This window comes from Mangrovicoccus algicola (assembly GCF_014903745.1).
Taxonomy (GTDB): domain Bacteria; phylum Pseudomonadota; class Alphaproteobacteria; order Rhodobacterales; family Rhodobacteraceae; genus Mangrovicoccus; species Mangrovicoccus algicola.
On record NZ_JACVXA010000047.1, the window covers coordinates 1 to 13425 of the forward strand.

13 protein-coding genes are annotated in these 13425 nt (G+C 71.0%); 10 read left to right on the plus strand and 3 right to left on the minus strand.

What is annotated here, in order from left to right:
• Positions 1–1577: bifunctional metallophosphatase/5'-nucleotidase (locus ICN82_RS14675; RefSeq protein WP_193184128.1), on the minus strand; the 1577-nt coding region annotated here is incomplete at its 3' end.
• Between the two features lie 138 nt (positions 1578–1715).
• On the opposite strand from ICN82_RS14675, the gene ICN82_RS14680 reads away from it, so the two are divergent.
• From ICN82_RS14680 to ICN82_RS14690, 3 genes are read left to right on the plus strand one after another with little or no spacing between them, the layout of a single operon-like run.
• On the plus strand, positions 1716–2057 hold the full coding sequence (locus ICN82_RS14680; protein ID WP_193184130.1) for a DUF952 domain-containing protein: 342 nt from the start codon (positions 1716–1718) through the stop codon (positions 2055–2057).
• A complete protein-coding gene (locus ICN82_RS14685) occupies positions 2054–3133 on the plus strand; it encodes a quinone-dependent dihydroorotate dehydrogenase (protein WP_193184132.1) in 1080 nt (359 codons plus the stop codon). Before ICN82_RS14680 ends, ICN82_RS14685 begins: the two co-directional genes overlap by 4 nt.
• A 46-nt stretch (positions 3134–3179) precedes the next feature.
• A complete protein-coding gene (locus ICN82_RS14690; protein WP_193184134.1) occupies positions 3180–3680 on the plus strand; it encodes a copper chaperone PCu(A)C in 501 nt (166 codons plus the stop codon).
• Between the two features lie 301 nt (positions 3681–3981).
• On the opposite strand, the gene ICN82_RS14695 is transcribed toward ICN82_RS14690, so the two are convergent.
• Both ICN82_RS14695 and ICN82_RS14700 read right to left on the minus strand, forming a co-directional pair.
• Positions 3982–5775, minus strand: coding sequence for an ABC transporter ATP-binding protein (locus ICN82_RS14695; RefSeq protein WP_330999015.1), 1794 nt, complete (start codon positions 5773–5775; stop codon positions 3982–3984).
• Positions 5772–6452 carry a fused DSP-PTPase phosphatase/NAD kinase-like protein gene (locus ICN82_RS14700; RefSeq protein WP_193184136.1) on the minus strand — a complete coding sequence of 227 codons (681 nt, stop codon included), beginning with the start codon at positions 6450–6452 and terminating at the stop codon, positions 5772–5774. The genes ICN82_RS14695 and ICN82_RS14700 overlap by 4 nt, the downstream gene beginning before the upstream one ends.
• 188 nt (positions 6453–6640) lie before the next feature.
• Here ICN82_RS14700 and ICN82_RS14705 point away from each other — a divergent pair, with 188 nt between their 5' ends.
• The 7 genes from ICN82_RS14705 (at position 6641) to ICN82_RS14735 (ending at position 13393) form a co-directional block, all read left to right on the plus strand.
• Positions 6641–7837, plus strand: a complete 1197-nt coding sequence (locus ICN82_RS14705; protein WP_193184138.1) for a pyridoxal-phosphate-dependent aminotransferase family protein — start codon at positions 6641–6643, stop codon at positions 7835–7837.
• Between the two features lie 4 nt (positions 7838–7841).
• Positions 7842–8759 (plus strand): alpha/beta hydrolase family protein, encoded by a 918-nt coding sequence (locus tag ICN82_RS14710; protein ID WP_193184139.1) that lies wholly within the window; start codon positions 7842–7844, stop codon positions 8757–8759.
• Positions 8760–8882: 123 nt separating this feature from the next.
• Complete coding sequence (gene speB, locus ICN82_RS14715) at positions 8883–9842, plus strand: agmatinase (protein ID WP_193184141.1); 960 nt, start codon at positions 8883–8885, stop codon at positions 9840–9842.
• Positions 9843–9979: 137 nt separating this feature from the next.
• On the plus strand, positions 9980–10774 hold the full coding sequence (gene surE / locus ICN82_RS14720) for a 5'/3'-nucleotidase SurE (protein ID WP_193184143.1): 795 nt from the start codon (positions 9980–9982) through the stop codon (positions 10772–10774).
• Positions 10775–10782: 8 nt separating this feature from the next.
• Positions 10783–11427 carry a protein-L-isoaspartate(D-aspartate) O-methyltransferase gene (locus ICN82_RS14725; RefSeq protein WP_193184145.1) on the plus strand — a complete coding sequence of 215 codons (645 nt, stop codon included), beginning with the start codon at positions 10783–10785 and terminating at the stop codon, positions 11425–11427.
• A 108-nt stretch (positions 11428–11535) separates the two neighbouring features.
• A complete protein-coding gene (locus tag ICN82_RS14730) occupies positions 11536–12675 on the plus strand; it encodes a LysM peptidoglycan-binding domain-containing protein (protein ID WP_193184147.1) in 1140 nt (379 codons plus the stop codon).
• A gap of 163 nt (positions 12676–12838) precedes the next feature.
• Complete coding sequence (locus ICN82_RS14735) at positions 12839–13393, plus strand: M91 family zinc metallopeptidase (RefSeq protein WP_193184149.1); 555 nt, start codon at positions 12839–12841, stop codon at positions 13391–13393.
• The last annotated feature ends 32 nt before the right edge of the window (positions 13394–13425 follow it).

Consider the following 13425-nt stretch of genomic DNA (forward strand, 5'->3'; position numbering starts at 1 on the left):
GTGATCCGGCCGTCGGCCCGGGGCCGGTACCCGTCGGGCCGCGCCCCGAGATAGCGGGCCACGACCGTCTCCAGGCCCGGGCCGTGATCATAGGCCGTCTCGGCCACCTCGAACATCCGGTAGCCGTCGCCGCCATTGCGCAGGTAATCGTTGGTCACCGCCAGATAGGTGGCTTCGGGGTCGATCGGCACCCAGTCGCCATCCTGCATCACCAGCACCTCGGTCACGCGGCCCTCGCTGGGGCCGATCGTCGGATCCCAGGTGAAGCGCAGCCCGGCCACCTGCGGAAAGCGTCCGGCCTCCTCCTCCACCTGGCTGACCCCGTTTTCCAGCGCGTCGATGATCATCGCCCCCGTCGCCTCGAAGGTGGCCAGCGTGTTCTGGAAGGGCAGCACCGCCAGGACATCGCCCATCGTCACCTCGCCCGCTTCGAAGGAGGCGCGCAGGCCGCCGCCATTCTGGATGGCGATGGTCACGCCCTGCCCTGCCACCGCCTCCAGCATCGCCTCGGCCACCAGGTTGCCCATCGGGCATTCCTCGCTGCGGCAGGTCCCGGCACCGACCGGGTCCATCGCCCGGCCGACGACCTCGGCCTTGATCTCCGCCAGCGGCGCGGCCAGTTCGCTGACCCGCGCCGCCGCCGCCTGGTCGGGAATGACCGAGGTGTCCAGCGCGATCGTGTCGCCCGTGGCCGCGATCACCCGCCCGGCGTCATCGAAGCGCAGCGCCAGGTGGCCGACATGGCGCGAATAGGCGCCGGCCTGGACGATCGGCACATCGCCGATCATCAGCGGATAGGGCCCGGCGGCATCCGCATCGGTATTCGACAGCAGCGTGTGGGAATGGCCGCCGACAATCGCGTCCAGCCCTGCGATCCCGGCCTCGGCGATGCGCACGTCCACGGGCAGGCCGACATGGGTCAGCGCGATGATATGGGTGACGCCCTGCGCCTCCAGCGCGGCGACATCCTCGGCAATGGCGGCGATCTCGTCGCCGAATACGATATTGCCCCCGGGGCTGGACGTGTCGACCGTGTCGGTTGCCAGCGCCGAGACGATGCCCAGCGTCACGCCGCCGCCCAGGTCGAGGACCAGCCGGTCGGCCAGGTCTCCCGCCAGGGCCGGTTCCGCCGAGACATCGACATTGCCCGAGACCAGCGGGAACTCCACCGCGCCGATGAAGGCCGAGAGCGTGTCGGGCCCGTCATCGAATTCGTGATTGCCCACCGCCATCGCGTCGAAGCCGATCATGTTCATGAACTCGGCCTCCACCGCGCCCTTGTGCGCGGTATACATCAGCGACCCCTGGAACTGGTCGCCGGCATCGAGCACCACGACCGGCTGGCCCTCCAGCTCGCCGCGCAGCCGGTCGATCACCGCCTTGAGCCGCGCCACCCCGCCGAAGCAGTCGCCCGCGGCATCCTCTTCGGGGGTGCATGTGGAATTGTGCTTGTCCACCGGCTCGATCCGGCTGTGCAGGTCGTTGACATGCAGGATGTGGATGGTGGTATCCGCCCCGGCTGCGGGGGCGGCAAGCGCCGCCAGCAGCGGCGGAAGGCAGAGCGATCTGCGGAACATGGGGGCCTCGCGTTGCGGCATTCGCCCCGAACCTAGCCCCCCGCCCGCCCCCCGGGCAAACGAATTGCGCCCGCTCGCGGCGCGACCCGCAGGCGCGCGCCCCCTTGACCCCGGCGGATGCAGGCGGCACGAGAAGCCATGCGGATCTACAAGATATTCCGCGCCCCCGAATGGGCGGCGCTTGAACGGGACGGGACCACGGCGGGCGCGCCCGTGGACCTGGCCGACGGGTTCATCCATTTCAGCACGGCCGCCCAGGCGGCGGAGACGGCGGCGAAGCATTTCGCCGGGGCCGGGGCGCTGGTGCTGGCGGCGGTGGAGACCGATGCCCTGGGCGATGCGCTGCGCTGGGAGCCCTCGCGCGGCGGCCAGCTGTTCCCGCATCTCTACCGCGCGCTGGCGCGCGACGAGGTCGCCCGGCACTGGCCGCTGCCGCCGGGGCCCGATGGCGCCCATATTTTCCCGGAGGAGATGACATGAGGATGCTGGAACGCGCGGGCCTGGCGGTGATGCATCGCATGGAGCCCGAAACCGCGCATGACTGGGCGATCTGGGCGCTGGAGCGCGGGCTGGTGCCGCTGCCTGCCAAGATGCGCAGCCCGCGGCTGAAGACCCGGCTGGGGCGGCTGGAGCTGGAGAACCCGCTGGGGCTGGCGGCCGGGTTCGACAAGAACGCCCGCGCGCTGCCCGCGCTGATGCAGGCCGGGTTCGGCTTTGTCGAGGTCGGCGCCACCACGCCGCGGCCGCAGCCCGGCAATCCCAGGCCGCGGCTCTTCCGCCTGCCCGAGGACCGCGCGGTGATCAACCGCTTCGGCTTCAACAACGAGGGCGAGGAGGCGATGGAGGCGCGGCTGAAGGGGCGGCCCCGGGGCGGCGTCCTGGGGCTCAACCTCGGCGCGAACAAGGACAGCCAGGACCGCATCCCCGATTACGTCTCGGTGCTTCAGACCTGCGGGCGCCATGTCGATTTCGTCACGATCAACGTCTCCTCGCCCAATACCGAGCAGCTGCGCGACCTGCAGGGCAAGAAGGCGCTCTGGGCGCTGGTCAGCGAGGTGATGCAGGCCCGCGCCGAGCTGCCCCTGGACGCGCGCCCGCTGGTCTTCCTGAAGATCGCCCCCGACCTCAAGGCCCAGTCGCTGGCCGATATCGCCGAGGTGGCGACGGTCTCCAGCCTGGACGGGGTGATCGCCACCAATACGACGATCGGGCGCGAGGGGCTGGGCAGCCGGCATCGCGGCGAGACCGGCGGGCTGTCGGGCGCGCCGCTCTTCACCCGCTCCACCGCCGTGCTGGCCCAGCTGCACGAACTGACCGGCGGCAAGCTGCCGCTGATCGGGGTGGGCGGCATCGCCTCGGCCGAGGATGCCTTCGCCAAGATCACCGCCGGGGCGGATGCGCTGCAGATCTATTCGGCGCTGGTCTACGAGGGCCTGTCGCTGGTGCCGCGCATCCTGGAGGGGCTGGACCGCAAGCTGAAGGAGGCGGGGCTGGGCTCCGTCGCGGAGGCGCGCGGCCAGGAGGCCCATCTGTGGGCCCGCCGGTTCGAGGACTGATCCGCATCGCCGCCCGATCCCGTCCCGCAACCAGGAGACCCCGCCCATGCCCCGCCGCCTGATCCTTGCCGCGCTGTGTTCCGTGCTGCCCGCCCTGCTGCCCGCCGCCGGCGCCGGGGCGGCAGAGATCGCGATCCGCGACGCCTATGCCCGTGCCTCCGGCCCGCAGGCCGTCTCGGGCGCGGGCTTCATGGTGATCGAGAATGCCGGGACGGCCGCCGACCGCCTGATCGGCGCGACCTCCCCCGCCGCGGAGCGGGTCGAGCTTCACGGCCATGACCAGGGTCCGGATGGCGTGATGCGGATGCGGCGGATCGAGGACGGGATCGAGATCCCGGCAGGCGGAGGGCACGCCCTGGCGCGCGGCGGCGACCACCTGATGTTCCTGGGCCTGCGCCGACCCTTCGCCCCCGGCGACACCGTGCCGGTGACGCTGCGCTTCGAGACCGCCGGCGAGATCGGCATCGAGATGCCCGTCGACCCGGACCGCCTTCCCGCAGACACGTCCCATGGCGCCCGTCATGGCGGCGGCGCCGCCGCGAACTGAGCCCTTTGCGGCTGCGGGACGGTCCGGCCCGTTCCCTTGGCGCCCCGTCCGGTCCGCGTCGCGCCCGTGCCGCTCGCGCAATGCCCGCCGACCGCGACCAAGGGACCGCCCCGCCCGTCCGGCCATCCCGCCATCTCCACCGGCGCCGTCCCGCCCCGGGCCTGACCCGGGGCCTCCCGGCCGCGGCGGGCGCCGCGCCGGGGTCGCGCGAAGCCGTCCGGAGCGCAGCCGGATCAACAGCTCAGGTTAGGCCTGCAGCGCAGCCGGGAGGGAACGGGCCCGCTCGGCCCGGCAGGTGGCGTTACCGGGCGCCGGCCTCTTCGGCCAGGAGCTGGTCGGCGCCGAACTGGGTGCGGTAGAGATCGGCATAGGCCCCGCCCCGCGCCAGCAGCTCGTCATGCGTGCCCTGCTCCACCACCTCGCCCTGGTTCAGCACGACGATCTTGTCGGCATCGCGCACGGTGGACAGCCTGTGCGCGATCACGATGGTCGTGCGCCCCTTCGACAGCTTGTCCAGCGCCTCCTGCACCACCGCCTCGCTCTTGACGTCCAGCGCCGAGGTCGCCTCGTCCAGCAGCAGGATCGGCGCGTCGCGCAGCAGCGCCCGGGCGATCGCCACGCGCTGGCGCTGGCCGCCCGACAAGAGCGTGCCGCGCGCGCCCACGTCGCTGTCCAGCCCCTTCGGCAGGTTGCGGACGAAATCGCCGACATGCGCCGCCTCCAGCGCCCGGTGCAGCTCTTCCTCGGAAACGTCGCCGCGCCCCAGCGTGATGTTCTCGCGCAGCGTCTCGTCGAATAGCAGGCTTTCCTGCGTCACCACCGCGAACATGCCCCTCAGCGTGCCCAGCTCGATCTGCTCGGCGGGCACGCCGCCGACCAGGATGCGCCCCTCGTCGGGATCGATCAGCCGGGTGATGACGTTGAAGACGGTGCTCTTGCCCGCCCCCGACGGCCCGACCAGCGCCGTGGTCTTTCCCGCCTCGGCGGTGAAGCTGGTATGGCGCAGCACCGGCAATTCGCCATAGGCCAGGCTGACATCCTCGATGCGGATATCGGGGCGCACCGGCGGCGTGGTGCGGGCATCGGGCGTGCTGAGGATCGAGGGGCGCGTGTCGAAGAGATGCTTGACCCGTTCCAGCCGCGTGGCGAAGGCCTGCCAGCTGCCGGCCAGCCCCGAAAGCCTGCGGATCGGCTCGAAGACCAGCAGCATCGCGGTGAAGAAGCTCATGAACTCGCCCACGGTCTTGGTGCCCGCGACGATCTCGCCGCCGGCGAAATACAGCACGCCGACGAAGCCCGCCCCGGTGATCAGGTCGACCAGCAGCGGGATGACCGACTTGCCCATCTGCGTCTGGATGGCCAGCTCGATGGTCTCGTCCTGCAGCGTCATGTAGCGGCGGTGCTGGTAATCCTCCAGCGAGTTCAGCTTGATCTGGTTGATGCCGTGGAAGATCTCGTCCATGCGCACGGTGATGTCGGAACTCAGGTCGCGCGCCCGCTTGGACTGGCGCCGCACGAAGCGCTGCACCCAGAAGATCGGCCCCATCAGCAGGGGCGCGCCGACCAGCGCGATCAGCGTCCAGCGCCAGTCGATGGAGATCGCCACCGCGCTCAGCGAGATCACCGCGATCACGTCGCGCCCCACCCCCAGCACGAAGCTGCGCCAGACCGATCCTATGCCGACCACGTCGCCCTGGACGCGGGTGATCATGTGGCCCGGCGGGTGGTTGTTGTGGAAGGCGGTATCCAGCGCCATGACATGGGCCAGGAGGTCGCGCCGCATCCGCGCGGTGGAGACCTGCCCGACATAGGTCATGATGCGTTTCTGGATCAGCCCCGAGACGCCGCGCACCACGAAGATGACCAGGATCGCCATCGCGACCCATTTCATCGCCTCGGTATCGCCGCCGACGAAAATGCGGTCGAACATCGGCTTGAGCGTATAGGCCAGAAGCCCCATCATCGAGCCTTCGAGCGTCATCAGCCCGAAGGCGATGGCAACGCGTGCCTTGAAGGGCGACAGGTAGTTCGTCCACAGCCACTTGACCAGCGGCCAGGCCTCGCCATCGGGGACTTCGGTCTCGCGTCTGCTCACTTGCGTGTCCTCTTCCAGCTGCGGGTCAGCGCCTCGTGATCGTAGCGCGTGGCGATCCAGTCCTCCAGCGTCTGTCCGGTCGCGGCGCTGTCGGCCTCGTAGACATCCAGCACGTGATCGAGAATGCCGGTATCGGTGCTGCTCAGATGCAGGTATTTCCAGTGCAGGTGCCGCCGCGCCTCGGCCAGCGGGCGGCCCTCGACCACCGCCAGGTACAGCACCGCGGCAAAGCCCGCCCGGTCCGAACCCGATTTGCAATGCATCAGCATCGGCCGCTCCGCCCGGCGCATCAGGTCCAGCAGCCGCAGCAGATCCTCGCGCGACACCAGCTTGCGCGCCGACAGCTCGATATCCAGCAGCGTGATGCCGTGGCGGTCGCAGGCCTCCCGCTCGAACAGATAGGGCGAATGCCGCTTCTCGCCGCGCAGGTTGATGATCGTGCGGATGCCCATCTTCGCGTAATGCGCCACGCGCCGCGGCGAAGGCTGGTTGGACCGCCAGATCCCCGGCGCGATCTCCTCCATGTTCCACCAGACCGTGCGCAGGAAGCCGTGATCCAGAAGGTGGAAATGCAGCATCGCCTGGCGCCGTTCGGCCGGGGTGCCGATGCGGCGGCCGTATTTCTTGCGCATCCTGTGTTCGAATTCGCGGAACCGCGCCTTGATCGGATTTGCCATCGTACCGCCGTCTTTCCGCCATCTGCTGCCGGGTCCGCACCCGTGGAGATCGGACCGCAAGTGGCGGGGAAATACGCGCTCGGGGGGAATGCATCAAGGCCCGGGTGCAAATTGACCGCCCGGACTGGACGCGGTGCGGCGCGCAGACTACGGAACTGTCGTGGTTCGCGCAGTTCGGAAGGTGCGTCATGTCTCTTGCTCACGGTCGTCACTATCTTGCCATTCCCGGCCCCTCGGTCATGCCCGACCGCGTGCTGCAGGCGATGCACCGCCCCGCCCCCAACATCTATTACGGCGCGCTGGCCGAGATGACCGACGCGATGATCCCCGACCTCAAACGCGTGGCCTGCACCGAGGGCCATGTCGCCATCTACATCGCCAATGGCCACGGCGTCTGGGAGGCGTCGCTGGCCAATGTCGCGGCGCCCGGCGAGGCCATGCTGGCGCTGTGCACCGGGCGCTTCGGCTTCGGCTGGGCCGAGACCGCGGCGCGGATGGGCATCGCGGTGGAGCGGATGGATTTCGGCCTGCAGGCCCCGGTCGATCCGGCGCGGCTGCAGGAGCGGCTGCGCGCCGACACGGACCACGCGATCCGCGTCATCACCATGGTGCAGGTCGATACCGCCACCTCGGTGCGCAGCGACGTGGCGGCGGTGCGCCGGGCAATCGACGCGGCCGGGCATCCCGCGCTTCTCATGGTCGATTGCATCGCCTCCCTGGGGGTGGACGAGATGCGCATGGATGACTGGGGCGCCGATGTGGTCATCACCGCCTCGCAGAAGGGGCTGATGACGCCGCCGGGGCTGGGCTTCGTCTTCTTCAGCGACCGCGCCAGGTCCCGCCGCGCGGAAATGGCGAATGTCAGCATGTACTGGGACTGGGTGCCGCGGTCCGAACCCGAGATGTTCTACCAGTATTTCAACGGCACCGCGCCCACGCACCACCTCTACGGGCTGCGCGAGGCGCTGAACATGCTGCACGAGGAGGGCATGGAGAATGTCTGGGCCCGCCACGCGATCCTGGCCCGCACGGTCTGGGCGGCGGTGGAGGCCTGGGGCAAGGGCGGTCCGCTGGCCTTCAACATCGCCGATCCGGCGCTGCGCAGCCATGCCGTCACCACGCTGGCCATCGGCAAGGACCACGGGCCGCGCCTGCGCCGCTGGCTGACCGAGGAGGCCGGGGTGACGCTGGGCATCGGGCTGGGCATGGAGACGGTCGAGAAACGCGATTCCGACGGCTATTTCCGCATCGCGCATATGGGCCATGTCAACGCGCACATGGTGCTGGGCGTGCTGGGCACGATCGAGGCGGGGATGACCGCGCTTGGCATTCCCCATGGCAAGGGCGCGCTGGAAGCCGCCGCCGCGGTCTGCGCGCGGGTCTGACCCGATGCGCGCCGCGGTGATCCTGATGCTGCTGGCCCTGGGCGCCCTGCCCGGGCGGGCGACGGAAACAGCGCCCCCGGGACTGGCGCGGATCGATCTGGCCGCCGCGGAAGGCCGCGCGCTGCGCATCGCGCTGTGGCATCCCGCCGGTCCCGGCGGCGAGGAGGTGACCGCCGGGGGCACGGCCCTGTTCCGCGCCGAGCCCGCGCGGCGCGGCGCCCCGCTGCCCGCGGGTCCGCTGCCGCTGGTGCTGGTCTCGCATGGCGGATTGCGATCCGCCGCCGGGTCGGGCAGCTGGCTGGCCGCGGCGCTGGCGCGCGAAGGGTTCCTTGCCGCCGAGATCAATGCCCCCCGCCCCGACCCGGCGGCGGCGGTCGACGAGATCTGGCGCCGCTCCGCGGATATCTCCCGCGCGCTGGACGCGATCCTGGCGCATCCCGACTGGACCGGGCGCATCGACGAGGGCCGGATCGCGGTGCTGGGCGTCGCGCTTGGCGGAACCGCCGCGCTGATGACCGGCGGCGCCGCGCTGGATGTCGAGGCCTATCTGCAGCATTGCGCGGAAGATCCCGCGCGGGACGCGGATTGCGCCTGGCTGGCGGCGGCCGGGGTCGCGCCGCAGGATGCCGACGCCGCCGCGCTGGCGGCCTCGCGGCACGATCCGCGCCTCGCCGCCGCCCTGGCCGTGGCGCCCGAGCATGGCCACCTGCTGGATCTGCCGCAGGAGGCGGGCCCGGCACCGCGCATCCTGTCCTCCTGGGCCTCCGCCCGCGACGCCTTCCCGGCCTGCACGCCCGAGGGCCCGGCCCTGCTGGGGGCGCAGGCGGAACTGTGCGGATCCTCGCCGGAGGCGCGCGAGGCCGCGCAGCGCCGCATGCTGGCGGATGTGCTGGCCGCGCTGGTCCCGGCGGAGGAAGGCTGAGCCCCCGCGCCATGGGCTGACCCCGCGACAGCGCCGCAATCCTGTTGACCGGCGCGGCAGCGGCGCGACTATGCCCGGCGAGGATGGCAGGCGAATCCTGCCGCGAACGAGGAGAGGCGCCGCATGAGCGCGCAGAAGGGCGACCAGGCATTCCGCCGCAACGACACGACGCTGGGGCGCTGGCCCGAGATGACCTATGCCGGGGTGCTGAGCTTCCTGCGGCGCAATTACAGCCGCGATCTCGCGGGCGCCGACCTGGTGATCTCGGGCATCCCCTTCGACAGCGCCGTCACCAACCGCACCGGCACGCGGCTGGGACCGCAGGCGATCCGCGCCGCCTCGGTGCAGCTGGCAGAGCTGAAGGCCTTTCCCTGGGGCTTTGATCCGTTCGAGACGCTGGCCGCCATCGACTGGGGCGATGTCTGGCTGGATCCACATCACCCCGACACCGTCGCCCCGGCGATCGAGGCCCATGCCGATGCGATCCTCGGCGCGGGGGCGCGGATGCTCAGCCTGGGGGGCGATCACTCCGTCTCGCTGCCGCTGCTGCGCGCCCATGCCAGGCGCCACGGGCCGCTGGCGCTGATCCAGGTCGACGCCCATTGCGACACCTGGGAGGATGACGGCACGCGGCTGGATCACGGCACGATGTTCGCCCGCGCCGTGGCCGAGGGGATCATCGACGTCGCGCGGTCCTCGCAGGTGGGTCTGCGCACCCATAACGATGCCGATCCCGATTTCCTGATCCTCGCCGCCCCCTGGATCCACCGCAACGGCATCGACGCGGCGCTGGCGGCGGTGCGCGAGCGCGCGGGCGATGCGCCGGTCTATCTGAGCTTCGACATCGACGGGCTGGACCCGGCCTTCGCGCCGGGCACCGGCACGCCCGTGCCGGGCGGGCTGGCCTCCTGGCAGGCGCTGGAATTCCTGCGCGGGCTCGACGGGCTGAACCTGACCGGCATGGACCTGGTCGAGGTCTCGCCGCCCTATGACCATGCCGAGATCACCGCGCTGGCGGCGGCGACGCTGGCCCATGACTGGCTGTGCCTGATCGCGCGGCAGAAGGCCCGCGATGCGGGCTGATCCGGGTCCCGGGCCGGCTCCGGACCGCACGTCCTGAGACATATCCATCACCCCGGCGCAAAACCTTGCGGCGGGGGATTTACCCGTTCCCGCCGGTCCCCTATCCCCGGAACTGACTGGACGAGGACACTTGACCCTTGCGCATTCTGATTACCAATGACGATGGCATAAACGCCCCCGGCCTGGCGGTGCTGGAACGCATCGCCGCCGATCTCGCCGGGGCTGACGGCGAGGTCTGGACCGTCGCCCCCGCCTTCGAGCAGTCGGGCGTCGGCCATTGCATCAGCTACACCCATCCCACGATGATCGCCGAGCTGGGCCCGCGCCGCTTCGCCGCCGAGGGCGCGCCGGCCGATTGCGTGCTGGCCGGGATCTATCACGTGATGAAGGAGGCCCGGCCGGACCTGATCCTGTCGGGGGTGAACCGCGGCAACAATTCCGGCGAGAACGTGCTGTATTCCGGCACGCTGGGCGGCGCCATGGAAGGCGCGCTGCAGGGCATCCGCTCGATCGCGCTGTCGCAGTTCTACGGCCCCGGCAATGTCCGTCTGGACGACAGTTTCGAGGCCGCGGGCGCGCATGGGGCGCAGATCGTGCGCCGGCTGCTGGACCATGCGGACTGGGGCGAGGAACACGGCTATCACCTGTTCTACAACGTCAATTTCCCCGCCTGCCCGGCGGCGGAGGTGAAGGGCACGCGGGTCGCGGCGCAGGGACGGCGGCCGGGGGTGAATTTCACCGTCACCGCCCAGCCCTCGCCCTCGGGCCGGCAGTTCCTCTGGGCGCGCGGCGGCGACCAGACCGTGCCTGCCGCGCCGGGCAGCGACGTGGCGGCCAATCTCGATGGCTATGTCTCGGTCACGCCGCTGCGCGCCGACCTGACCGCCCGCGACCGTCTGGGGCGCCTCGCCGCGCTGATCGACGAGGGGTAGCCTCCGCCATGAGCTCGGCCGAACAGAAGATGCAGTTCATCTTTCACCTCCGGCAGCAGGGCATCCTGGACGAGCGCGTCCTGACCGCGATGGAGACCGTCGATCGCGGCGTCTTCATCACCGGCACCTTCGCCGGGCGCGCCTATGAGGACATGCCGCTGCCGATCCCCTGCGGCCAGACGATTTCCCAGCCGAGCGTGGTGGCGCGGATGACCCAGGCGCTGAATGTCGGGCCGCGCGACACGGTGCTGGAGATCGGCACCGGCTCCGGCTACCAGGCGGCGGTGCTGAGCCAGCTGGCGCGGCGGGTCTACACGATCGACCGCCACCGGCGGCTGGTGGAGGAGGCGACGGGGCGGTTCCAGCGGCTGGGCCTGTCCAATGTCACCGCCATGACCGCCGATGGCAGCCGCGGCCTGCCCGCCATCGCGCCCTTCGACCGCATTCTTGTGACCGCCGCCGCCGAGGATCCGCCCGGCCCGCTCTTGGCGCAGCTGCGCGAGGGCGGTACTATGGTCGTGCCGGTGGGACAGTCCCATTCGGTGCAGCGGCTGATCAAGGCGGTCCGGGGCCCCGGCGGGGTGGAATACGAGGAGCTCGGCGACGTGCGCTTCGTTCCCCTGGTTGAAGGCCTGGGACAAGACGAGATATAGCGCTGGCAGGACCAGGACCGGCCGGGACCCGCGGGGCCTCCGGCCATTGGTATTCGTGACCCGCGCCGAAGCTCCGCCAGAGAGCCGCGCCAGAAGGAAGATGAGCAGATGACCCCCAAGCCCCTCCTCCGTGCCGCCTCGCTCGCTGCCGTGCTCCTTGGCTCCGCCTGCACCAATCTCAGCCTGCCGGGCGTGGGCACCGATCCCGGCAACGCCCCGCCCGCCCCGGTCACCGCCGCCCCCCCGGCCACCGACAGCCGCGGCGTGATCAGCTATCCGACCTATGACGCGGTGCGCGCGCAGCGCGGCGACACGCCCGCCTCCATCGCGACCCGGCTGGGCATCGATCCCGCGGCGCTGGCGCGCCATAACGGCCTGCCCGAGAATGCCGCCCTGCGCGACGGCGAATTGCTGGTCCTGCCCACCCGCATCACCTCGGGCGCCGGGGCCTCGGGCGGCGATGACATCGCCTCCATCGCGGGCGCGGCGCTGGACCGGGCCGACGGCGCCGCGTCGGGCACGCCCGGCAGCGATGCCGCCGAGCCGGTGCGCCATACCGTCACCCGCGGCGAGACCGCCTATTCCATCGCTCGGCTCTACAACGTCTCGGTGCGGGCGCTGGCCGACTGGAACGGTCTGCCGCCCGATTACGCGGTGCGCGAAGGACAGGTCCTGCTGATCCCGCTGCCCGGACAGAGCCCGGCCGGAACGGCCGCCGCCGGGACGGCCGCCGCCGCCGCCTCGATCCCCGACGCCTCGCAGCCGGGCGAAGGCACGCGGGTCGCCGAACCGCCGAGCGCCGCCGAGCCCCAGCCCCGCGACGACACCCCGGCGCCCGCCCCCGCCGAAGAGGTCGCCGTCGCCCCGATCGAGGCGCCGCAGACCCAGGCCTCGGACACGGCGCGGCTGGCCAAGCCGGTCGAGGGGCGGATCCTGCGCGGCTATGAGAAGGGCGCCAACGAGGGCGTCGATTTCTCCGCCGCCGTGGGCGCGCCGGTGCGCGCGGCCGAAGGCGGCACCGTGGCGGCGATCACCCGCGATGTCGACCAGGTGCCGATCGTCGTGATCCGCCACCCCGACAACCTGCTGACCGTCTATGCCAATGTCGACTCGGTCGCCGTGGCCAAGGGCGACACGGTCGGCCGCGGCCAGCAGATCGGCGTGGTGCGCCAGTCCGATCCCGGCTTCCTGCATTTCGAGGTCCGCAACGGGTTCGAAAGCGTCGATCCGGTCGATTACCTGAACTGATCCCGGCCCGCCCCGCCGCAATCACCCCCTGCTGTGCCGAAAGGCACAGATCCCGCAGGCGGCCTGCCCCATGCTGGGCCCCGGGCGCATCGCGCCGCAATCCGCGAACCGGCCTGCGCGGCCGGGACCGGGCGCGACCGGGATCACGCAGGGGGGAGACCAGATGCAGGACCATGCCACCAACTGGCCGGGCGTCATCATCAGATGCATGGCCAACGAGCTCTATTTTCCGATGATCACGCGCGAGGCGCTCGCGCGGATCGACAGCAGGCGGCTGGGCCGGAGCCTGATGGGCTCGATCGCGCGACGCGCACATCGGGCGCGGTTCGGCTATACCGTCTGCATCCAGAAACCCAGCGGCAATCACGGCAGCCTGCAGGGGGAGGAGATCGTCAATGGCTGGGCGAATATCGCGATCCGCGTCAGCGAGGCCGATGCCTGCAATCCGGCTGCGGGGTCGCCGACGGCGATCAAATGGAACCCCAACCTGATCATGGGCGATGGCGGCGAGCGGCCCCCCTTCATCGCGCTGGCCCATGAACTGGTCCATGCCATGAACAACCTGCGCGGCACCGCCTTCGCCGATAACAGGATCGAGGAGATGAAGACGGTCGGGCTGGGCGAACACGCGCATGACCGCAAGCGCAACGAGAACACGATCCGGGCCGAGCACGGGCTGGGCGCGCGCGACCGCTATACCGGTCTCTACGAGCCCTAGCGCGGCGACGGGCGGCGGGCGGCCGTCGCCTG